Source organism: Sphingobacterium tabacisoli, from assembly GCF_017908035.1.
In the GTDB taxonomy this organism is placed as follows: Bacteria; Bacteroidota; Bacteroidia; order Sphingobacteriales; family Sphingobacteriaceae; genus Sphingobacterium; species Sphingobacterium tabacisoli.
Genome location: NZ_JAEQMU010000008.1, coordinates 1 through 24,582, shown reverse-complemented (window position 1 = coordinate 24,582; position 24,582 = coordinate 1). Strand labels below are relative to the sequence as shown.

At 40.3% G+C, this 24,582-nt stretch carries 13 protein-coding genes and 3 tRNA genes; all 16 read left to right on the top strand.

All coding sequences use genetic code 11. The features are described from left to right. The first annotated feature begins 254 nt into the window (after positions 1 to 254). Entirely contained in the window at positions 255 to 1,487 is a 1,233-nt protein-coding gene (locus JKG64_RS21570) for an exo-beta-N-acetylmuramidase NamZ family protein (protein ID WP_246512753.1), read from the top strand. Between the two features lie 83 nt (positions 1,488 to 1,570). After that, a complete protein-coding gene (locus JKG64_RS21565; protein WP_210356341.1) occupies positions 1,571 to 4,861 on the top strand; it encodes a SusC/RagA family TonB-linked outer membrane protein in 3,291 nt (1,096 codons plus the stop codon). Positions 4,862 to 4,863: 2 nt separating this feature from the next. Then, on the top strand, positions 4,864 to 6,618 hold the full coding sequence (locus JKG64_RS21560; protein WP_210356340.1) for a RagB/SusD family nutrient uptake outer membrane protein: 1,755 nt from the start codon (positions 4,864 to 4,866) through the stop codon (positions 6,616 to 6,618). A gap of 361 nt (positions 6,619 to 6,979) precedes the next feature. Further along, positions 6,980 to 8,230, top strand: coding sequence for an exo-beta-N-acetylmuramidase NamZ family protein (locus tag JKG64_RS21555; RefSeq protein WP_210356339.1), 1,251 nt, complete (start codon positions 6,980 to 6,982; stop codon positions 8,228 to 8,230). A gap of 82 nt (positions 8,231 to 8,312) precedes the next feature. Next, positions 8,313 to 11,792 carry a SusC/RagA family TonB-linked outer membrane protein gene (locus tag JKG64_RS21550; protein WP_210356338.1) on the top strand — a complete coding sequence of 1,160 codons (3,480 nt, stop codon included), beginning with the start codon at positions 8,313 to 8,315 and terminating at the stop codon, positions 11,790 to 11,792. A 19-nt stretch (positions 11,793 to 11,811) separates the two neighbouring features. Beyond that, positions 11,812 to 13,608: a RagB/SusD family nutrient uptake outer membrane protein gene (locus JKG64_RS21545; RefSeq protein WP_210356337.1), complete on the top strand. Its 1,797-nt coding sequence runs from the start codon at positions 11,812 to 11,814 to the stop codon at positions 13,606 to 13,608. Positions 13,609 to 13,645: 37 nt separating this feature from the next. Beyond that, positions 13,646 to 15,088, top strand: coding sequence for a DUF4623 domain-containing protein (locus JKG64_RS21540; protein WP_210356336.1), 1,443 nt, complete (start codon positions 13,646 to 13,648; stop codon positions 15,086 to 15,088). Between the two features lie 103 nt (positions 15,089 to 15,191). Continuing rightward, entirely contained in the window at positions 15,192 to 16,643 is a 1,452-nt protein-coding gene (locus tag JKG64_RS21535; protein ID WP_210356335.1) for a glycoside hydrolase family 10 protein, read from the top strand. A gap of 67 nt (positions 16,644 to 16,710) precedes the next feature. Then, entirely contained in the window at positions 16,711 to 18,546 is a 1,836-nt protein-coding gene (locus JKG64_RS21530; RefSeq protein WP_210356334.1) for an outer membrane protein assembly factor BamB family protein, read from the top strand. 191 nt (positions 18,547 to 18,737) lie between these two features. Next, positions 18,738 to 19,556 (top strand): N-acetylmuramic acid 6-phosphate etherase, encoded by an 819-nt coding sequence (gene murQ / locus JKG64_RS21525; RefSeq protein ID WP_210356333.1) that lies wholly within the window; start codon positions 18,738 to 18,740, stop codon positions 19,554 to 19,556. Positions 19,557 to 19,566: 10 nt separating this feature from the next. Beyond that, the gene (locus JKG64_RS21520; protein ID WP_210356332.1) at positions 19,567 to 21,057 is read left to right on the top strand and encodes a sodium:solute symporter; all 1,491 of its coding nucleotides are present in this window, start codon (positions 19,567 to 19,569) and stop codon (positions 21,055 to 21,057) included. A gap of 189 nt (positions 21,058 to 21,246) precedes the next feature. Then, positions 21,247 to 22,062 carry a purine-nucleoside phosphorylase gene (locus tag JKG64_RS21515; protein ID WP_210356331.1) on the top strand — a complete coding sequence of 272 codons (816 nt, stop codon included), beginning with the start codon at positions 21,247 to 21,249 and terminating at the stop codon, positions 22,060 to 22,062. 46 nt (positions 22,063 to 22,108) lie between these two features. Beyond that, positions 22,109 to 24,091 (top strand): putative porin, encoded by a 1,983-nt coding sequence (locus tag JKG64_RS21510; protein ID WP_210356330.1) that lies wholly within the window; start codon positions 22,109 to 22,111, stop codon positions 24,089 to 24,091. 149 nt (positions 24,092 to 24,240) lie between these two features. Next, positions 24,241 to 24,318: transfer RNA gene (locus JKG64_RS21505), tRNA-Val, on the top strand. Between the two features lie 7 nt (positions 24,319 to 24,325). Further along, positions 24,326 to 24,400, top strand: a tRNA-Val gene (locus JKG64_RS21500). Between the two features lie 36 nt (positions 24,401 to 24,436). Next, positions 24,437 to 24,511 (top strand) — tRNA-Val (locus JKG64_RS21495). Positions 24,512 to 24,582 lie beyond the last annotated feature (71 nt).

Here is a 24,582-nt window from a genome sequence, read left to right as displayed (position 1 = left end):
TATCAACTAAACTCACTTCGCTCTATAAATTGGGTTTAACATTTATTTAACGTATAAATTCCTTCTATTTTCTTGAATGTTCTTATTTTTTTGAATTCGTTTTTATGCGTCTTTAATGTGTAAATGTGACTTAAGCTTGCTTTTTATTTCGTTGTTTATGCGGTATTATGCGTTTTATTGTGTTATTTTTAGCGAAGTAAACTGTAATGTTGATAAATAACGCACGATAGATACAAATAAATAACGCTGTATATATGAAGTTTTTACCTTTAGTAGCATCTAGCTTAGTAGGCTCGATGTTTTTCTTTTGTGGATTTAACAGTCAAGCAAGCAATCTTACTGATCCACCCGTGAAATCAGATTTTATAGTCAATAACGAAATTAAAACCGGAGCTGATCAGTTAGCAGCTTATTTACCTTTGTTGAAAGGTAAAAAAGTGGGGTTGATGGGTAATCAAACATCTGTGGTTGGAGCGAAAAAGGAACATCTGGTTGATGTATTGCTCCGTGAAAAGGTGGACCTGAGATTTGGTTTTGCTCCAGAGCACGGTTTTCGTGGGGATATCGAGCGTGGCGAAAAAGTCAGCAATGACAAGGACGCAAAGACAGGACTTCCTTTGTATACATTATACGGTAAGAATGATAAGCAGGATTCTATTATACAATCCATAGATATCATGATTTTTGATTTACAGGATGTCGGAGCACGTTTCTATACCTATATCGCATCTATGCACCGTGTGATGGAACTGTGTGCTAAGCATAATAAGGAGCTCATCGTATTGGATCGTCCTAATCCATGCGGAGACCAAATAGATGGTCCTGTGCGTAAAGATGACAAGTTTAAATCAAACGTATCATTGCATAAAATTGCCATGATACACGGTCTTACTGTTGGTGAACTGGCACATATGATCAACGGTGAAAAATGGCTGGAAAATGGTCGTCAGTGTAAAGTGACGGTGATACCTGTGCAAAATTGGGATCATGCTACAATGTATGAATTGCCGGTTGTGCCCTCTCCGTCGTTGCCAAATCACTTATCGGTTCGTCTATATGGAGCGCTGTGTCTTTTTGAAGGAACAGATATATCTGTAGGACGTGGTACAGACTGGCCGTTCCAGGTTGTGGGTTATGATAATCCTGTGTATGGTGATTTTAAATACACTCCAGGTGAAAAAGCAGGGATGGTAAAGCATGTTGAAGGGAAAGGGCAGACGATGTATGGACAAGATCTAAGAGGATTGGATGCTGATCAGCAAAAATTCACGCTGAAGTACGTTTTGGATTTCTATAATAAGATGCCGGACAAAACAAAATTCTTTGCGAGACCTGAGTTCTTCGATAAGTTGGCGGGCACAGACGAGCTGAGAAAACAAATTATTGCGGGTAAAACCGAAGATGAAATTAAAGCGTCCTGGCAACAGGAATTGACCGAATATAAGGAGATGCGTAAGAAGTATCTATTATATACAGATTTTGAATAAGGTTACGGGATTAGGTCTACTTTTTAAGTAGGCCTTTCTAGATTATGATTACAAGTAAAACAAGTTTATTAAATATGCTAAATATGAGAAGTACATTATTATTCTCTCTCGCATTGGGATTGGCAGTGACGACGGCAGAAGCGAAGGTTTCGAAAGTCTCGAGTCCATCCAATCTTGCTGCGGCAACGGCCTATTCATCAAATAGGTTGGTCCAGAATACAGTAACGGGTACTGTATCGGACGAAAATGGACCTGTAGCAGGTGTTACGGTGTCGGTGGTGGGAGTTCCTGGAGCTACAACGACCGACGCTAACGGTAGTTTTAAGATTTCAGCTACATTAGGTGCTACATTGCGTTTTTCCAGTATCGGTTATATTTCGCAAGATGTAAAGGTAGGTGAGAATACAATTAATGTTGTATTGGTGTCGGAAGACAATGCGTTGGAAGAAGTTGTTGTTGTCGGTTACGGTACTCAAAAGAGAACGAATGTGACCGGAGCAGTGTCTACGGTCGATACGAAGAAGACTTTTGAAACACGTCCGGTGACTGATGTTGGACGGGCGTTGCAGGGTGCGGTATCAGGACTGTCAGTGTCGACAGCCAGTGGAGATTTGGGCGGAGATCCTAAGATCCGTCTACGTGGTGTAAGTGGGTCGTTGAAAACAGATGGTGGTGCATCTCCTTTGATTTTGGTGGATGGAGTAGAAGTGCCTAGTCTTTCGATGATAAACCCGACGGATATTGAGAGTATGTCTGTGATCAAAGATGCTTCGGCCGCAATCTATGGAGCAAGAGCAGCCTGGGGGGTAGTCCTGATCAAGACAAAGTCCGGTAAGCGTAATACAAAGACTGCGATAAATTACTCTAATAACTTTGCGCTTCAGTCATTGAGTGCTACACCACAAATTGCCGGTGCGGCAGAAGGAGCTAGAGCAGGCCTTTTGGCTATGCAAAGGACGAATCCTTCGCTGACAGGGTATAATAACTTGGGCACACGTTATGATGAGTATGCTATCGAGAAGATGGAAGAATGGGAAAGATTGTATGGTGGACAAGATTTAGGCTTAGAAATGGTTAAAGGGCGTGACTATGAGGTGAAAGATGGATTCCTTTATTTTCACCGTTCGTGGGATGCTGAGGATATGTTCATGAAGAAATATACGCCACAACAGAACCATAACTTGAGTATTTCTGGAGGATCAGAAAAGATTAACTTTAATGCTGGATTTGGCTTGATCAGTCAGACAGGGGTTTTGAAGGATAATACAGATAAATTCAACCGTTATAACTTTAATCTTGGGATCAATGCGGATATTACCGATTGGTTGACAGGTTATGCCAAGGTGTTGTATACGGCGTCGGATGTAAGTAAGCCTTATTCTTATAACGGGGATGTCTTCGAACCTATATTTTACCTATACCGCTGGCAGCGTAACTTCCCTTATGGTACGATAGATGGATTGCCTATGCGTAATGCTATTACTGATGTACAGCAGGCAAACATGAATTCGAAGAATTCTAATATGGCGCGCTTTACCTTTGGAGGGCAGGCGAAGATTATGCCAGGATTAACGTTGGATGCAGACTATACGTATTCACAGTTTATAAATAAGGATAATATCAATGGAGGTTCGGTGACAGGTTGGGATTTTTGGAATAAAACCAACTTTGACTATGTTACTTATACAGGAGCAGCTCACAACCGTGCTAGGAAAGATCGCAAGATGACGGATAGACATGTTGCGAATATTTATGCAACTTATGACAAAAGTATCCAGGATCACAACTTTAAAGTAATGGCTGGAGCTAATGCTGAATTGTTCCAGAAGGATGAAGTCTGGGGTCAACGATTGGGGCTTTTAGATCCGAATTACCCAGAGCTAGGGCTAGCGAATGGTGATATGACAACGGGTTCTGGAGCTTCGCATTGGTCTACTTTAGGTTTCTTTGGCCGTGTTAACTACGATTATAAGAACAAGTATATTGTCGAGATGCTGGCTAGATATGATGGTTCTTCACGTTTCAACAGAGACAATGTATGGGGCTTTTTCCCAGCGATGTCTGCGGGTTATGTAATCTCACAGGAAGACTTTATGGATTGGTCGAAACCTTATCTGGATTTCTTAAAGATACGTGGTTCTTGGGGTAGTGTAGGAAATCAAACGGTGCCGAGCGGTTTGTATCTGTCTACTCTGGCGCAAGCAAACTCTGACTGGGTTGTAGGTGGAATCAATCAGAATACAATGGGAACACCTTCGATAGTGTCTCAAAACCTAACCTGGGAAACTGTTACGACAAAGGAAATCGGTGTAGATGCTGCATTTTTTAACAATAAATTCAATGTGACGTTCAATCGTTACAGAAGATCTGTTTCTGACCTGATCACAGGTGGTGAGGTCCTGTCTGCTAACTTTGGCGCTCCTTCGCCATTGCGTAACCATGGAGAGATGCAGACGAATGGCTGGGAATTGGAGTTGGCTTATAACCATAGTTTCAATAATGGTCTTAACATGCGTTTGTCTGGTCAATTGTCAGATTACAAGGAGAAGATCAGTAAATTTGATGGAATCGGACTCGTTAAAGCGGACGGAACATCTAATGATTATAAAGGGAAGATGATTGGTGAGATCTGGGGATATGAAACAGATCGCCTTTTCCAGGTTGATGACTTTAACCAAAATGCGGACGGTTCTTATACCTTGAAACAAGGTATCCCTTCGCAATCTTATTATGAAACAACTACATTTAAATTCGGTCCTGGTGATGTGAAGTATAAGGACTTGAATGGCGATGGCGTGATTGGGGTTGGCGAAGGTACTGTTTTGGATGCAGGAGACCGTCGGGTTATTGGTAATTCTAATCCAAGGTACCAATATGGATTCCGTGCAGATTTTGAGTATAAGGGATTTGACTTTGGATTTTTCTTGCAAGGTGTTGCGCGTAGAGATGCTTGGGTTGGGGGGGATTTGACTGTACCGGGATGGAGACCTGCTGAAGCTTGGTACTCGCATCAGATGGATTACTGGACACCGGAAAATACGAATGCTTTCTATTACAGGCCGACGAATCAAAATCAGAGTAATACCACGATGAATCATATGCCGCAGACAAGATACCTGTTGGATATGTCTTATTTGAGATTGAAAAACTTGACGTTTGGTTATTCGTTGCCAAGCTCGGTATTGGAAAAAGCGAAAATCTCTAAATTCAGAGTGTTCTTCTCAGGTGAAAACTTATTGGAATTTGATAATTTGAAGGTTCCTATCGATCCGGAAACAGATTATACAGAGCAGGCTAAGAGTGATCTTAACACTTTTGGTAGATCATACCCTTACCGCAGAACATTTTCACTAGGACTTCAATTAACATTTTAGACATGAAAATATTTAAATATATAGCTTTAGCAGGTGCGTTGTCTTTTTCGTCCTGTTCAAAAGATTTTCTAGGAGATGGGTTCTTAGAAAAAGATCCTATCGACCAATTGACCGATCCGGCATTCTGGTCTTCAGAAAACAATATCCGTACCTATACTTACGGCTTCTATAACTACTATTTTAAAGGTTATGGTAAGGGGTTCAGTTGGGGGACCTATTTTGCGGGGCAGTTTATCAATGATGATCATACGCCAGCGTCCCCTATTGAAAATATCGTCACAGAATTTACGCAGAATATACCTACTTCTGGTGGAGGTTGGTCTCCAGCGTTACCTACTAACCAGACTCCTGCTACTGCGAGTTCCTATTATTCTCGTATACGCAAGGCCAATCACTTTATAGCGAGTGTGCCTGTTGCGAAATTGGCAGAAGATGTACAGAATCATTGGTTGGGCGTAGGTCGGTTTTTCCGAGGCTTGGAGTATGCTAGTTTCGTGAATAAATTTGGAGATGTCCCGTACATTGACCGTGTACTTTCGGAGACAGATCCTGATCTTTATAGGAAACGCGATTCACGTGTGTATGTAATGGACAGGGTGCTGGAAGATTTTAAATTTGCAGCGCAGTATGTACGTCCTACGGACGGACCTAGCCAACAGGCTGTTAATAAATATGTCGTACTGGCTTATATGTCTCGCATATTTCTTTTCGAAGGCACTTGGTTGAGGTATCATAAGATAGATGAAACGAAGGCTAAAGAATATCTGGAGGCCGCAAAATGGGCTGCCGAAGAAGTGATGAAAAGCGGAGCGTTCTCTCTTGCTTCTGATTATAGAGGCTTGTTTACTTCAGAATCTTTGAAAGGTAACACGGAAATCATCATGTTTAAAGAATATGTTGATGGTGTGTTGCAACATAGTTTAATGTCCTTTAACAATTTGGAGCCGCAGGCGGGTATATCCAAAAATGCTATGGATAGCTACTTGATGGCAGACGGTCTTCCGATTGGATTGTCGCCTCTTTACAAAGGAGACAAAAACATTGCTGATCTGTTTGCTGACCGTGATGGACGTATGGGGCAGACTGCTGTTCCTCAATTAAGAATGATGAACGCGCTTCCAAACTATGCTGTTTCTGGATATGCAACTCGTAAGTTTCTGAACGAAAGTCTTAAGGATCAAAAAGTGGGAACGGGTCAGTTAAATATTACAGATGCGCCAATAATTCGTTACGGCGAGGTGTTATTAAATTACGCCGAAGCAGCAGCTGAATTGGGCATGCTGGATCAGGCGGCTGTAGATAAATCTATAAATTTACTACGGGCGAGAAAAGGTGTAGCTGTAGCAAAACTGCAGGTACTGGGAAATCAGCCTGCTGTAAATGGTCAGGTATATGACGACCCAGCTCGTGATGCGACGGTCTCTGCGCTACTTTGGGAGGTCAGAAGAGAACGCCGTACGGAGTTGATGTTTGAAGGATTGCGGCTAGATGATCTTCGTCGTTGGGCGAAATTGGATTATGCAGATACAGAAAAGAATCCTACAATAAACAGGGGAGCGTATATTGTGAAAGCAGATTATGCGCCGGAAAAACTAAACGGTATTACTATCGATGGTACAAATGAAGGATATATTATTCCTTCGAACAAAACCAAGAGAACTGTATCGAGTAAGTATTATTTAGATCCTATTCCTTTAGACCAGATTACATTATATAAAAATCACGGGTCGGAATTAACACAAAACTCAGGATGGTAATCTGAAAAGATACGTTTTGAATGAATGAGACCTTGCATGAAAATGCAAGGTCTTTTCTTTTTGTATTGGACTGGGGGTTATTTGTTCTTTTATTGTATCTTAAATGTTACAATATAGTGTTCGTTTGACACTGTTTTATAGGTGTATAAAGGTAAAATGATGATTTAACATTATTTAACGCTTGAAAACACCATAGGTTTTCGTCGCGGAATACTTCGATGTGTATACGGTTTTATGCAGTTTTGTGTATCGAAAACGCTTTTAGTTGTCTTGCATGTGCTTTTAATTGCTTTATTGTGCGTTTTTTATGTTATTTTTATCCGATTTAATCTGGATTATTGATAATAACGCAAGTTTATAGATGAGCAATTCTGTTTATATAAAATTTTTACAGCTTGGATTTTCACTGTGTCTGGGCTTTGCTTTGATAGCCTGTAGTGGTCCAAAGTCAAGTAATGTCAGTGGAGATACAAAGCCTGTGGTGAGCGCTGAATTAAGCAAGGCAATTGTTCCCGCCGCTGATCAACTGGAAGCGTATTTGCCTTTGTTGGAAGGAAAGAGAGTGGGGTTAATGGGGAATCAGACTTCAGTGTTAGGTCTTGATAACGAACACCTTGTGGATGTATTGTTGCGTGAAAAGGTGAACTTGAAATTTGGATTCGCTCCAGAACACGGCTTTCGTGGAGATATTGAACGTGGCGAAAAAGTCAGTAATGATAAAGATGCAAAAACTGGTTTGCCCTTATATACATTGTACGGAGGGAATGAAAAGCAGGATTCCATTGTGCAATCGATTGATGTAATGATTTTTGACCTACAGGATGTGGGTGCAAGATTCTATACCTACATCACATCATTGCATCGGGTGATGGAGTTGTGTGCTAAACATAATAAGGAACTCATCGTATTGGATCGTCCGAATCCATGTGGTGATCAAGTGGATGGACCGGTACGTAAGGATGATAAATTTAAATCGAATGTCTCTTACCACAAAATTGCGATGGTGCATGGACTCACAATAGGGGAGCTGGCAAATATGATTAATGGAGAGAAGTGGCTGGAAGAGGGACGTCAATGTAAGGTTACTGTTGTGCCGGTACAAAACTGGGATCATTCGAAAATGTACGATTTACCGGTTATTCCATCTCCATCATTGCCGAACCACCTTTCTGTAAGGTTGTATGCTTCACTTTGTCTTTTCGAAGGCACGGAGATTTCTGTGGGACGTGGTACGGAGTGGCCTTTTCAGGTCGTGGGATACGACAATCCTGTTTATGGCGATTTCCACTATACACCGGGAGAGAAGGCGGGTATGAAGAAGCATGTAGAGGGAAAAGGGCAAACAATGTACGGACTGGATCTGCGTGATCTGGATGCGGACAAGCAAACATTTACCCTTAAGTATGTGTTAGACTTTTATAAGAAGATGCCAGATAAATCGAAATTCTTTACCAGAGCGGAGTTTTTTGATAAACTGGCAGGTACAGACGAATTAAGAAAGCAAATTATTGCTGGCAAAACCGAAGATGAAATTATAGCTTCCTGGCAACAGGAATTGACCGAATATAAGGAGATGCGCAAGAAGTATCTGCTCTATAAAGATTTTGAATAAGGTTATGGGATATGGTCTGCTTTTAGGTAAGTAGACTATCCTGAATTATGATTACGTAAACAATTATTTTAATATGCTAAATATGAGAAATACTTTACTATTCTCTCTTGCATTTGGGCTGGTGGTGACATCTGTAGAAGCGAAGGCTTCGAAGGTGTCGAACTCCTCCAACCTAGCTGCAGCAACGGCCTATTCGGCGAATAGGTTGGTTCAGAATACGGTAACAGGTACTGTATCTGATGCAAATGGACCTATGTCTGGGGTAACAGTCTCTGTCGTAGGTGTACCTGGGTCTGTGACTACGGATGCTGACGGTAAGTTTAAGATTACGGCAGTATTGGGAGCTACTTTGCGTTTTTCTAGTGTTGGGTATGTTTCAAAAGATGTAAAAGTTTCGGGTAATACAATTAATGTCAATCTGGAATTAGACGACAATTCATTGGACGAAGTGGTAGTAGTAGGGTACGGTACACAAAAGAAAGCTCACTTAACGGGTGCGGTTTCTTCTGTAAAAGCAGATGAAGTATTTGGGAATCGACCTATACCTGATGCAGCAAGAGGGTTGCAAGGTGCTATTCCCGGCTTGAATATTCGTATCCCTTCCGGAGAAGTCGGTTCAGATCCGATTTTGCGAATTCGTGGACAGGTTGGATCTGTGAATGGTTCAGCAGCGCCATTGGTTCTGGTCGATAACGTGGAGGTTCCAAGTTTACAGTTCGTAAATCCTAACGATATCGAAACCGTAACAGTTTTAAAGGATGCCGCATCTGCATCCATTTACGGGTCGAAAGCAGCTTTTGGTGTGGTTTTGATAACAACAAAAAAAGGAGCGAAATCTGAAAGAACGGATGTAGTATATAATAATAATTTTGTTTTACAGTCTCCATTTAAAAAAATAGAATTAGCTGGAATTGAGGGTGTTGAGTATACTTTGGATGCGCACGAAAATATGAAGCAATCTGGTCCTGCAGGAGGTTTTTGGCGTATTGACAGAACAAGCTTAGAGCGTATAAAGAAATGGAAAGAACTTTATGGAGAGACAGTTGGAGCTAATGATCCTCTTGTTTATAATCGAGATTGGTACTGGGATGGAACCCAAAAGTTTGGTGTACGATTGTTCGATCCAGTAGATGCAATGATTCGTGATAAAACACATTCTCATATGCATAATTTATCAATGAATGGAAAAGCGGGGAATACGGATTATAATATGAGTTTGGGGTATGTCGGACAGCAGGGAATGATGAAGGCAGCAAAAAATGATGATTATATGCGTTTGAATCCTTCGTTACGTCTCTCTTCAAAAGTAAATGATTATTTGACAATGAGAGGAGGGGTCATGTATGCTGAGGGGAGAAAACGTTATCCTAATTCTCTTAATGAATCAGGTTTCGCGGCAGATCCATGGTTATACTTATACCGTTGGTCTCGATTGTTTCCCGTTGGAGTTCAGGAAAATGGGCAAGATATTATTGACCCAGCTTTTTCAGCAAGGGAGTCGACAACCGCTGTTGACAACAAAAGATTTATCAACCTAAATTTGGGGACAACGATAGATCTTACGAGCAAATGGAATATTATAGCGGACTATTCTTATAATGCCCAGAATGACATGACGAATTCCTCTGTACCATTAGTTAGAGGGAAGGAAACATGGTATGGTGTCGTTCCTTTGAATGATGAATTTGGTAATCGAATATATGTGGATGAAGCGGGCGTGCCTACAGATAATGGAGGTGTTCCAGCGTGGGAGTTTCCAATGGCAAGTCATACCAAGCCTGATAAAACATATGTAAGTAGGTTTAATGGTCAATCAAAAAGACACACTTTTAATGCGTTCTCTACATATAACTTAGATATAAATGAAGCTCATGCATTTAAATTTATGGTTGGGACAAATATTGTTTCTTATGATTATGTCAGCAGTTTGGCGCGTAAAAATGGCTTTTTAATGAATAGTCATAATCCGCAGTTTAATTGGGCTCAAGGTGAAAATGTTGTTTCTGGATCTAACTTTTGGGATTCTCAAGTTGGCTTTTTTGGACGTTTAAATTATTCATTCATGGATAAATACTTGTTTGAGGCAAATTTGAGACGTGACGGTTCTTCTAAATTTCCAAAGCATCTAAAATGGCAAACTTTCCCTTCTTTTTCTGCTGGATGGGTGTTGTCTAATGAGAAATTTATGGAGTCTTTAAGCCCGATTTTAAGCTTTGCAAAGTTAAGAGGATCGTGGGGATCAATTGGTGATCAATCAGTTTCGAATGCATTATATATACCGCAGATGGCTGTTGGTCAGAATACTTGGATTGGAAATACAGATGATAAAGTTTATCAGCTAGGAACTCCTGGAGCTGTAAGAGGTGATATTGCTTGGCAGAGGATAGAGCATAGTAATATTGGCGCTGATTTTAGATTCTTTAACAGTAAATTGGGACTTACTGCTGAACTATTCCAACGCTATACTAAAGATATGTTGATTCCAGGTGAAAGTGTGGCCGCAACATTAGGAACTTCGGTGCCAGTAGGGAATTTTGGTAATTTAAGAACCCGTGGTTGGGAACTTGCATTAGATTATTCGCACTTATTTGATAATGGTTTGCGGCTGTCTGTTAACGCTAATATATCAGATGCTGTTTCAGTAACTACAAAAGGGGCAGATTGGAATACTCCGTGGGAGAATAGGAGTTTAGGTACGACTTTTTCTACGGGTAGAAGATATGGCGATATATATGGATATGTAACGGATAGATTGTATCAAGTAGAAGATTTTGTTTACGATGATGCAGGTAACTTTAAAACAACTACTATTATCCGAAATGGAAGCGCTAAGACTGTTAATGTATTGAAAGGTGATAATCCTGTTTACCAAACACACTTTCAAGATGGAGGTTCTGTTATGATGATTAGCCCTGGTGACGTTAAATTTGTTGACGTAAATGGTGATGGTTTTATTGATAATGGATCTAATACAAATGGTAAACCAGGAGATTTGGTCGTTATCGGTAATAGTACGCCGCGTTATGAGTACGGTTTTAGATTGGCCGCAGAATATAAGGGATTTGATTTGTCAGTTTTCGTACAAGGTGTTGGCAAGCGTAGCGTTTGGGGTGATGGGCAGTTGTCAATTCCAGGTTATAGTGTGAAAGAGGGGGCGATGCCGTTAGCTATTGCGTCTGATTATTGGCGGCCTGATCGTCCTGACGCTTTTTATCCGAGAGCATGGAACTTAGATAAATCTTTAGGCGCTGACCCAACAGGTTACGTTATGCAAAGACAATCTCGTTATATGCTAGATATGTCATACGTGAAAATTAAAAATATCACATTTGGTTATAATGTCTCTGAAAAAATAATGAATAGAGTGAAAATGAAAAATGCTAGAGTATTTGTTTCACTAGAAAATTTCTTTTCATTTGATAATTTGAGGGGGCTTCCAATTGATCCAGAGTCTATTGCTGGAGTTTCACCACTTAGAGATAGTGGCTATGGAGGTGGTAGGCTTAGTGTGGGTAATCCTGCATTCAAATCAGCCTCTGCAGGAGTGCAGATTGGTTTTTAATCATTATTAATGAGTTAATATGAAAAATACATATAAAATACTTTTAGCAACGAGTATACTGTTGCTTGGTAGTTGTGAGAAATTTTTAGATAGAGGGCCTTTAACGACAGAATCGGACGAAACGGCTTGGGTGACTGAAGATAATTTTAGACTTTATGCTAATAAATACTATCCCGATTTTTTTGGTGGGTATAGCTCGGGTCAAATACCTCTTTTGAGTAACACGAATAGTGATGATGTGATTTCTTTGGGTAATCAAGCAAATATCACAAGGGCAGTTCCAAACTCTAGTATTTGGGATTATTCTAATATACGTTCTATCAATATTTTCATAAATCGCGTACAGAATGCAAGTCCAAGTGTCTTGAGTAGTGAAGCAAAAGCTCATTGGTTGGGAATTGGCCGCTTTTTTAGAGCAATGGAGTATGCAGATATTGCTACTACTTATGGCGATATCCCTTATTATGACCGAGAAATCCTAGCGAATGAGCTGGATGAAATATATAAACCACGTACATCACGTAATGAGGTAACGGATGCGGTTTATGATGATCTAGTATATGCGTATGAAAATGTGAGGCTAAATGACGGAGTTCGTACGGTAAATAAATTTATAGTTGCTGGATTTATTACAAGAATAGCTTTACAAGAGGCTACATGGCAAAAATACTATTATAAAAATACAGAAAGAGCACGTAAATTTTTGGATCTAGCTGTTGAAGCAGGTGATTTTGTGATAAATAGTGGTAATTACGGTATTGTGTTGGATTATAAGTCATTATTTACTTCTGATGATCTTTCGAAAGCAAACCGGGATGTGATTTTGTATCGAGCTTACGATGCGTCTTTGTCTGTAACCCACTCAGTCGCTTCGAATAGTAACTTAGTTGAGTCAAGAGCTGTTGGGCCTACTACGGACTTGTTGAAGGCTTACATTTGTGCTGATGGGCAACCTTATCAACATTCAGCTTTGGCTAATGCAAGTAAATTTGATATCACAAATTTAATAAAAACACGTGACTCTCGATTGGAAGCAACTTTCTATAGTAAGGCCGAGCCTTTGAATAAGGCGTCAATGATATATGTGACTAAATTCTTGCCGAGAGCAGAAGAGAAAAGGGTTAAAGTTGATGGACTAGCACCAAATGATGCTTTTAAAGGAGCGAATAATGAGACTGATTACCCGGTTTTGCGTTATTCAGAAGTCCTAATTAATTGGATAGAAGCAAAAGCTGAATTGGCAACTATTGGTGGGGCAACTGTAACTCAGTCGGATATTGACATTTCTATAAATAAAATCAGAAGTAGGCCTATCGCAACAGAAGCCGCCGCCCGTGGGGTGATTAGAACTGCTGATTTGAAATTAGATAATTTGCCAAATGATCCTACCCGAGATCCTCTTGTTTCTTCTTTATTATGGGAGATTCGTAGAGAAAGAAGAATGGAATTCACTTTTGAATTGTCGCGACTTGCAGATTTAAGAAGATGGTCTAAAATAGAATATTTAGATACAGAATCAAATCCTGACTTGCTTTCTGGTGGATGGGTTGATTTTTCTGCCGAGTTGGCAGGAGAATTGAAACCTGCAAATGTTGGGGTTATTACAACAATAGGGTTGAACGGAACTCAAACTATATATAATGGTTCGAACGGAGGATCGTTGGTAGGCTTTTTTAGGTACGCTACAACAAAGGGGAGGCTTCCATTTTTGAATCAACCCAATTTGAATCCATATTTGCAGCCAGTTGGACTTAATCAAATGAATGATTATACAACCAAGGGGTATGAGTTAAAGCAAACTGAAGGATGGTATTAAAAGTTGTGCCTTTTTGTTGATGATATATACAAAAGTTATGAAAATTGTAAATAAAATATTAAAGAGAATCATAGGTTTAAGTGCGCTTTTTGCATTTATCCTTACATCCTGTAAAGATGATCTACCCAGAGCTTTAGATTCAAGTGATAAGCTTACGACATTAGAATCTATCCGTTTAGTAGGGGTCGGGGCTGATAAAAACGTAGAATTGCAAGGAGTGATAAATCATGATAAAAAGGAAATTTCATTTCCTCGAATAGACCCGGAAACAGACTTTCATGATTTGAGGTTTGAAATTCAAGCATCGTCAGGTGCAAAGCTTGAAAAGGATGCTTATGAAGTCGTATTTCAGGAGGGCGAATCTGAACGTACAATTGTATTGAAAGTTGTAAATACCCCAAGAACCAATGAATACTTTGCAAAATTGAGATTGAAGGTGCCTGTATTCGGAGCGGATTTTGGACGTGCTATTACATATGATTATTCCAATAATCCAGCCGGTAATCCTAAATATGCTAGTTTTACAGGAGGGTTAGTAAGGGGAACTGGTTTTTCTGGAGAGTACGTTTTAGTCGTTGATAGAAATCCTGCTACAGATGCTAACGTTCATGTGTTAAAGGTCAGCGATTTAAAAAACAACATTATATCACCGATAAAATTAGTTCACCCTACTGGAGGGATTACCGGTGGTACATTTGTCGCCCATTCAGGCGCAATTGTAAATGGACATATCTATGTCGCATCACTTTCAGGAGGAAATACTTCTCCCTTGAAAATTTATCACTGGACAGATCCTACTAAGCCTGCGGATGTAATTCTAAATACCACGACTGCCGCTTTTACGCCAGCTTCCTATCGTTTTGGAGATAATATGTCTATTAACTTAGATAATAGTGGAAATGGAGATATTTATTTTATTGATAATGGAGGTTTGAGAATTCTTAAATATAAAGTTACAGGCTATACAACAATTTCTGATCCGACATTCTTTTTGACAAATTTAGCATCTGTTGGTTCTTGGGGATCATTTAATAAGGTTCCTAGTTCTAACCAATATATCTTTACTGGGCACGATGCTGTTGTTAGGCTTGTTGGAGAGCAGGCGAATGTGATCTATGCTGCAACTAAATATCCAACCCGTTTAAGTGATGTGCGTGTGGTTGAATTTAATGGAGAGCGATATATAATGGGGGTTACAGCCGCTCGTACCGGCCAAGAAGGAACCGCTTTTCAGGTGTATGATGTAACTCGAGGTTCTACGATTGAAGAAGCCTTAAGAATTTTGGACGCTTCATCTGATGGACCTTTACTTTCTTATAGCTTAGATGGACCTGTGAATATCAACCCCGCGTCCCAAACCGGTTGGCATGTGGTTAAGGATTCAGAAGGAAAGGATGAAAAATTATTAATCTACGTTTCTACTTTAGATGCTGGTTTCACATTTTTTGAGCTTCCTAAAAAAGTTGCTTCCGATGACTAATTAATTTATAAAGCAAGAGAAGGAGAGCTTTCTCTTGCTTTGGATTGTTTCATTCTAATGAGTGAGAATAATAAAATGACAGATAAAAGCAATTTATATAAGTATGAAAAGAGTTAAAAAGGAATTAGGGTTTTATTGTATTCTACTCTTATTGATAACTAGTTGTGGGAAAGATTCACCTTCTCCAGGTAAACCTACACCCGATCCTGAACCTCCAGTGTCTACGGGATTAGCTTTTCCTAAAAAGGAGATGCGTGCCGCTTGGTTTGCTACCGTATGGGAGTTGGACTGGCCTGGTGTACGTGGAGAAGCTGCTCAAAAACAGAAATATATCACGATGTTAGATCGCCTAAAAGAATTGAAGTTTAATACAGTTATATTTCAGGTAAAGGGTATGGCCGATGCATTTTATAATTCGCCTTATGAGCCTTGGTCGGCGGCTATATCGGGTACACGTGGTGTAGATCCTGGTTACGATGTACTGAGATTCCTGATCGACGAGACACACGCAAGGGGTATGGAATTCCATGCATGGATGAATCCCTATCGAATTTCTACAAGGGCCGCAGCAACAGACGCTTTCGCTTCATTGCCATCGACTATTCCGGCCGCATGGACTATAGATTTACCCACAATAAGAATATATAATCCTGCAATGCCAGAGGTAAGACAACGACTGAATGATATTGTGAAAGATCTGATTACAAAATATTCGGTAGATGGGGTTCATTTTGATGATTATTTTTATCCTTCGGGTTTTTCTTATAATGATGATGCCGATTTTACGAAATATGGTGCAGGATATACTAAAAAAGATGACTTTAGGCGTGGTAACGTAGATAAGGCCATAGAAGGTGTATATAAGACCATTGTGTCCACTAAGCCTGAAGTCGTTTTCTCTGTCTCTCCTGCGGCAAGCCGTTCTTATAATTTTAATACAATGTTTGCGGATGTTCCAAAGTGGACTGCCGCTGGTTGGGTGGATATTTTGATGCCACAATTGTACCAAGAGATAGGTAACTCCTCAAATCCTTTTGAGGGAAACCTTGCAGATTGGACACAGTTCAGAGGAAAGTCTCAATTGGTAATCGGTCACGGCTATTATAAATTCGGAGCTAGTGACGGTGGAGCTGCGTTTCAAAATGTAGATCAATTGACAAAGCAATTTGAGTTGGTCGGCAAGAACAAATATGCCGTGGGTTCTGCAATGTATTCTGTAAGAGACGTTATAGCTAATCGTATTAAAATTACGGATAAGTTAGCGGAGCTTTATGCCCATAATGCGGTTATGCCTTTTGCCGGACGCGAAGTCGCGCCTAAGCCTACTACGCCAACAAACGTAGTCTTAAATGGGGGACAGCTGAGTTGGACGGTAACAGGTGCTAATCAAAAATCCGTGGTCTACCATTTTGCCGACCTGAAAGCTGTTGGTAAGGTTGTTGCGGTGACAGGTGATTCGAAGATTGATGTAACAGAGAAAGGTTTCTATTGTGTCACTACTATCAATATTGATAATCTTGAAAGTAAAGCGACAGAGACAATAGAGAAGAAGTAGTTTTTCGAAACTGAGAGAGCCTGATGAAGTTAACTGAATCAGGCTCTTTTTTATTGAAGCTTATTTTATGAAATATACATTTATTTTAGTTTTCCTTTCCTTTTCAGTCCTATGGGATCTGTATGCCCAAACTCCGTTTAAATTTGCTCAGGTGACGGATACACATGTGGGTGGACATACAGGAGCGGATGACCTGAGACGAACGGTAGAAGACCTTAATCAACAAAAAGGGCTTGACTTTGTGATTCTGTCCGGTGATGTGACTGAGTTTGGCTCGGATGAGGAACTGGCTTTGGCTAAACAGATATTGGATGGTCTTAAGCTGCCTTTGTATATAATACCAGGAAATCATGATAGCAACTGGTCCGAAAGCGGAGCCAATTCCTTTCGCAAGGTGTTTGGTGGTGAGACGTTCTTCTTCGAACATAAAGGGTATCAGTTTATAGGGACGACCTCGGGGCCTAATATGCGGATGAGTCCGGGGCAGGTTCCGCGTGAAAATCTGGTGTGGATTGATTCTGTATTTAAAGCGAATCCTGATCAGAATAAACCATTGATTTCCATAAATCACTATCCACTAGATTCGTCATTGAACAATTGGTTCGAACTGGTGGATCGATTGCAACAACGGAACGTACAGTTAGCCTTGTGTGGACATGGACATATCAATAAGCTTTATAATTGGGATGATATCCCGGGAGTAATGGCTCGGTCTAACCTGCGGGCAAAAGAGAATGTGGGAGGATATAATATCGTGACTATAGCAGGTGACTCTGTGTTTTTTCAGGTTCGCAAACCTGATCTTGTTACTGAGGATTATTGGCTCAAGCTTCCGTTGAAAAAAGTAAATTATGGTGATACTTACCCTCGCCCCACCTATGCAGTAAATGCGACTACGAAAGCTAAGCTGCTATGGGAATATGAAGATCATGGCGATATTGGAACAGGGATTAGTTCGGATGGTAAACGGGTATTTACTGCGAATACAGTAGGGGAGGTGTATGCGTTGGCACTTAATACGGGTAAGCGGTTATGGTCATTTAAAACAGGAGGTAAAGTGTACAGTACGCCCGAAGTTTATAAAGGAATAGTGGTTGTGGGATCTTCTGATCACTATATCTATGGTCTTGACGCCAAAACGGGCGAGGAGAAATGGAAAGTAGAAACTGCTAAGGCGGTATTAGGTACTGCTTCGGTGTGTGATGGTAATGCGTATATCGGTAGTTCAGATGGGGTGTTTCGTAGTATAAGGATTTCGGACGGTAAGGTGTTATGGAGTTTTGACGAGGTAAAAGGATATGTGTCGACAAAGCCGACTATTGCCGATGGTAAAGTCATTTTTGGTAGCTGGGAGAATGGCTTTTACGCGCTGGATATGAAAACAGGTAAGCAAGTGTGGGACTGGAACAGTGGTGCTACGAATAGGATGTTTTCAGCCGCGGCATGTTACCCTGTTGTAGCTGCTGGTCGAGTTTTTATTGTGGCTCCAGATCGCTTTATGACGGCAATAGATCTAAAGTCGGGAAGACAGGTGTGGAGAGAGAAGAAGGGAAATTTGAAAGTTCGGGAATCGATGGGGCTTTCACCAGATCGTAAGCTGGTCTATGCGAAGACGATGGATGGCGATCTGATAGGCGTTTCTGTTGAAAAAGACAGTATGTCGGTCGACTGGCAAGCTAGATTGCGTCTTCCTTACGAACTTACTCCTACGGCAATTTATAGTAATAATACAGCGGTGTTTGTTCCTAGTCACTCAGGATTATTGTCCGCAGTTTCACCAAAGTCGGGAGAAGTCCTATGGCAATATAAGATATCCAATGGAATGGTAAATCCTCCTTTGGTACTTAAAAATAAAATTGTGGTGAGTACGATGGATGGGAAAGTTGTGATGTTAGGGTATTAATGACGTATGAACCAAGCTCTCGTGATGTGTTTTCTTTTGAGTGTGGTTATGAGGAATTTGTTGAGGAGATTCACCTAAAAAAGTCTAAATTCGTTGCGGTGCAAAAATTATAATTGCGTTTTTTTGCATGTTTTTCAAAAAAGTAGCATATTTACGAAATGTTACCAAGTGATACTATATTTTCGGAACCGATGATAAATACAACAGAGAAAGATTCTAACTACCAAGACCTAGACAAAATGTCGGTTCTTGAGTTGCTTAATAATATTAATAAAGAAGACAAGACTGTTCCCTTAGCTGTCGAGGCAGCTATACCGCAGATTGAAGCTCTTGTGAAAGTCGCAGTTGAGCGCATGAAAAAGGGCGGCCGCTTATTTTATATCGGTGCTGGTACTAGTGGACGTCTGGGTATATTGGATGCTTCAGAGTGTCCGCCGACTTATGGTGTTCCATTTGATTGGGTAATCGGTTTGATTGCTGGAGGTGATATTGCAATACGTAAAGCAGTAGAGTTTGCCGAGGATGATATGGATCAGGCTTGGATTGATCTAGAGGAGTATGCGATCAACGAAAATGATGTCGTGATTGGTATCGCGGCTTCTGGTGGCACACCTTACGTGATCGGAGGTTTGGAAAAGGCAAACGAGATGGGAATTGCAACGGGATGTATTGTATGTAACGCGAACTCTCCAATAGCAGCACGTGCACAATACCCTGTAGAGGTCATCGTTGGGCCAGAGTTTGTGACAGGGTCGACCCGAATGAAAGCAGGAACAGCACAGAAATTAGTGTTGAATATGATCAGTACCTCAGTTATGATACAGTTGGGGAGAGTAAAAGGGAATAAGATGGTGGATATGCAGCTCTCTAACCATAAGTTGGTTGCAAGGGGCGTACGGATGGTAATGGCTGAAACGGGCGCCAGTGAAGATACAGCGACTGTATTATTGGAAGAATTTGGTAATGTGCGTAAAGCAATTGAAGCCTTTAAAGTAAAACAGCAGCTCTAAAAACTAAACTATGTCACCTATTATTTTATTATCTTTTTTAGTGATCTACTTCGGCGTTTTGCTGGCAGTGGCTCACTTTACCTCAAAAGGATCTGCCGATAACTCTACTTTTTTCGTTGCAAACCGCAATTCGAAATGGTATATGGTAGCTTTCGGTATGATTGGGACAGCATTGTCCGGGGTGACCTTTATTTCGGTGCCCGGTGCGGTAGGAGCTTCTAATTTTAGCTACTTTCAGTTTGTTCTCGGAAATGCAGTAGGTTTTGTAATCATTGCTTATGTGTTACTGCCCCTGTATTATAGAATGAACCTGACGTCGATCTATACGTATCTGGAAGAACGATTTGGGCATATGACCTATAAAACGGGAGCCGCGATTTTCTTGGTTTCAAGAACAATCGGCTCGGCTTTTCGTCTGTACCTGGTTGCTATCGTATTGCAGCATTTTATTTTTGATGCATGGAATATCCCTTTTGCCGTTACCGTAATCATCTGTTTGGTGCTTATCTGGATGTATACCAATAAAGGGGGCTTGAAAACCATTATTGTTACAGATACGCTTCAAACTACATTCTTGATAACTGCGGTTATTCTTTCGATCTATTTTATGGCCAAAGGTCTTGATTTTGGTATTGTGGATACTTTTGAAGCTGTTAAAGAGAGCTCCTATTCTAAAATCTTCTTTTGGGAGGATTTCGTAGGGAGTAAAGCTAACTTTTGGAAGCAGTTCTTGGGTGGTATATTCGTTACTATTGCGATGACTGGACTTGACCAGGATCTGATGCAAAAGAACTTGTCGATGGGGACAATTAAGGAAGCGCAGAAAAACATGATTACGTTTACAAGTGTATTTGTGGTGATCAATATTTTCTTCCTTGCTGTAGGGGCTTTGTTATATATCTATGCGGAGAAGAATGGAATCGATATTTCGGCACTCGCTACACGAGATTACTTATATCCTGAAATTGCATTGAACCATCTTGCGATATTACCTGCAATTATTTTTATGATGGGATTGACGGCGGCGACCTTTGCAACGACAGACTCGGCCCTGACGGCATTGACTACTTCGTACTGTATCGATTTCTTGAACTTTAATAAGAAGGAGAATCCTAATGATCCAGTTTTGGTTAAAAAGAGAAATTATGTGCATTTTGGTTTTTCGGTCGTGATGCTATTGGTTATACTTGTGTTTAAACTCATCAATAATGATTCGGTGGTAAATGCAATATTTACTGCGGCAAGCTATACCTATGGACCGTTATTAGGCTTGTTTGCCTTTGGAATGCTAACTAAGAAAGCTGTAAACGATAAATTGGTGCCTTACATCTGTGTTATATCACCGTTATTGTTGTTCTTCCTTAATACTTACGTGATTTCGGTATATACCCCTTATGTGATAGGGTTGGATTTAATTATCCATAATGGATTGATTACATTCCTACTGTTGTTAATGACATCGCCGGGACAGGCCACTGAAAAAGCGCTGTCGCATAAATAGTTTGCAAAGTCTAGAGGTGTAAGAAACCTTCAAAAGGTGGCGAGTGTAGCCTTCTTTTGAAGGTTTTTTTATTTTATAGCGAGTTAAAAGTAGGCTAGTCTGTTTTTAACCTTAAATAACGTGTATGACAAAGGAAACTTCGATTTAAGTAAGTATCTTTATTCTATATTAACTGTTATATTATACGATATGTATCATTTGATTGACGACACAGTTGCTTCAATTCGGCGCAAAATTGGAGATTTTACACCAGAGTTCGGAATAATATTAGGCACAGGACTTGGGGGCCTGGTCGAGGAGATTGAGGTTGTGCATCAGATCATGTATGCTAATATTCCTAATTTTCCAATATCTACGGTAGAGTTTCATACTGGCAAGCTTATATTTGGTAAGCTGAATGGAAGGAACGTGGTGGCTATGCAAGGAAGATTGCATTATTATGAAGGGTACAGTATGCAGGAGGTAACATTTCCGGTAAGGGTGATGAAAGCACTGGGTATTCAGAAGTTATTTGTTTCGAATGCATCGGGCTCTCTAAATCCTGACATTAGAAAGGGAGATATTGGAATTATTGATGACCATATCAATCTATTGCCCGATAATCCACTGCGTGGCGCAAATGATGCTAGTTTCGGTCCGCGCTTTCCAGATATGAGTGCACCTTATGATAGAGTGATGGTGGATCAAGGGTTAAAAATTGCTGCTCAATTCGGGGCTAGAGTACACAAGGTCGTATATGTGTCGACCCTAGGGCCTAACTTGGAGACAAGAGCTGAATACCGTTATATGCGTATTATAGGGGGGGATATTGTGGGTATGAGTACGGTGCCTGAGGTTATTGTGGCTAATCATATGGGATTGCCAGTGTTTGCTCTTTCAGTAATCACTGATGAGGGCTTTCATACGGATCTGAAACCTGTCTCGCTTCAGGAAATAGTCCGGGTAGCCGCTGAGGCGGAACCAAAAATGACTTCTATTCTAAAAGAATTAATCGGCATGCAGTAAAGTCTAATTTATCCTTTATTTTTGCAGGTATATTTAAAAAATATTCATGAATAGTAGTCTACGTAGTGTTTTTATTGTCTTTATGTTCTTGGCTTTCAGTTTCAAGGGGGTCGCGCAGGAGGAAGAAGGATTTAGTAGTGCTTTGGACTCTGCAAGGGCTCTAGAAGATAATAAAAAAGACTCTGTTGTATTTTCGGCTAGGTATGTACGTTATGCGACACTAAATATGTTAAAGTATGCAACCCATACAAAGCAAATTGATACTACACATCATAATTTTCAATATTTCAATAAGCAGAACCTTCCTTGGAATCCAAGTATAAACCTCGGATCCTATGGATTGGCGACAAGGGACTTATTATTTACTCCGGACAAGCGTATTGGTTTTCAACCTGGCTTTCATGGATTGGAGCGGTATCTTATTACTTCAGATTCTGTGAATTATTATCGTGCCAGAGCGAGGTATTCAGAGCTCTATGCTGTCGGTTTCTTTTTTGATGACCAGGTTTTTAGAGCGAAATTAGCACAGAATATAAATCCACAATGGAATATAGGAGCAGAGTACCATGCGGCGAATACGGAAGGGTATTACATGAATCAAAATTACGCTGATCGGAAAGGAGCGGTATTTTCTTGGTACGAATCGCCGAGTAAGCGCTATAATATGCTCACGAACTTTACATTTAATAAGCTGGATGCAACAGAGAATGGTTCAGTAACGAATGATAGTTTGTTTAGAGATCCTAACGTTGGTGCTTTATATAGTGTCCCTGTACGCCTTACTGGACAACAGAAGAATCGGCCCAATACGAAATGGACGGATTATGGCCTGTTTTTAAGACAGTCGTATTATCTAGGGCGATTAGATACGCTACATAAAGGACAGCCGGAGATGGAAATCCATCCTACTAATGCTATTGCTCATAACTCTTCATTTAGGCAGCGTAAATACACGTTTTTTAAGAATGAGCCGGACAGAAACGAGGCGTTCCCATTTGGAAATGCAGAGCTCGTAAATGATACGACGAGTATCACGACGATAAGCAATGAGTTTACTTATTCTTTCTATCTACGTAATAAATCGTTATTGAAAAATGAAGCGAAGCTAAATGTGGGTTTTCAAAATGATCTCATCTGGTATAAGGATAGTCTGACAAGTGATTTCTTTCAGAATAGTACTGTAAAAGGAGAGTTGACTTACAAATTTAGTGACCGGATTGATGTGAGAGTGGCAGGAGATCAGATTGTAGTGGGTAAGAATTTTGGTGATTTTTTGTATGAAGCAAATGCCGATATTGCCATAGGTGATAGGATAGGTGTGATTTCACTCGGTGCTTACACGCAGAATAAATCACCGGAGATGGTATTCAATAGGATGAATTATACTTACCATCAATGGTCAAACGATTTTGATAAGACCAAAACGCAGAATCTTTCTTTTATGTACAGTAACAAGGTGTTAGGGTTTAGTGGTAAAGTTGAATACTTTCTGATGAATAAGTATCTGTATTTTAAAGAAGTTGATAACCCGGATAATAATGAGCGTCTAGACAGACTTATTGAACCTACACAATCCGGGAGTTTAAACTTACTGAAGGTTACTGCTGCACAGAAGTTTAAGTTTGGACAATTTACATTGGATAATAAAGTTGTATATCAGAAATCCGATGCGATGGCGGTACTGATGACTCCAGAACTGTATACATGGCATAGCCTGTATTATAGTGGTTTTTGGTATAATGTGCTGGATTTTAGAATTGGTACAGATGTTCGGTTTAACACTCCGTTTAGAAGTCCTTCTTATGCCGTAAACGCTGGACAGTTTTATTATGACAACACGGGAATTGAATTTTCGACATACCCGATTGTTGATTTTTGGATTACCGCGAATATTCAACGTGTAAACTTGTTTGTGAGTAGTAATTTTACAAATCAATATTTAGCCCCAAAAGGCTATTATACGGTACGGAGGTACCCGATGAACCCAGCTAATTTTAGATTTGGGGTTTCTTGGAAGTTCTATGATTAAAATTATCTGATTGTTTTATAGTATATTGTGTTCGTGTAGGTGAAAAATGTTGATTAAATATTTTGAAAATTAAAATTTAGACCTATATTTGCACACGCAATCACCGAAAGGGATCGCTTAGTTCTTAAAAGAAGATAAAAGATAAAAATGGAGAATTAGCTCAGCTGGTTCAGAGCACCTGCCTTACAAGCAGGGGGTCACTGGTTCGAACCCAGTATTCTCCACCAAAATCTCGGAGGATTAGCTCAGCTGGTTCAGAGCACCTGCCTTACAAGCAGGGGGTCACTGGTTCGAACCCAGTATCCTCCACATAGAGCATCAAGTGATTGATGCTTTTTTTTTACCGGGAGTTTAGCTCAGTTGGTTTAGAGCACTACCTCGACAAGGTAGGGGTCACTGGTTCGAGCCCAGTAATTCCCACAATATTTAGAAGCATCAGATCACTGGTGCTTTTTTGTTATAGACCGACTTTAAGTTTTATGTTTATCGTG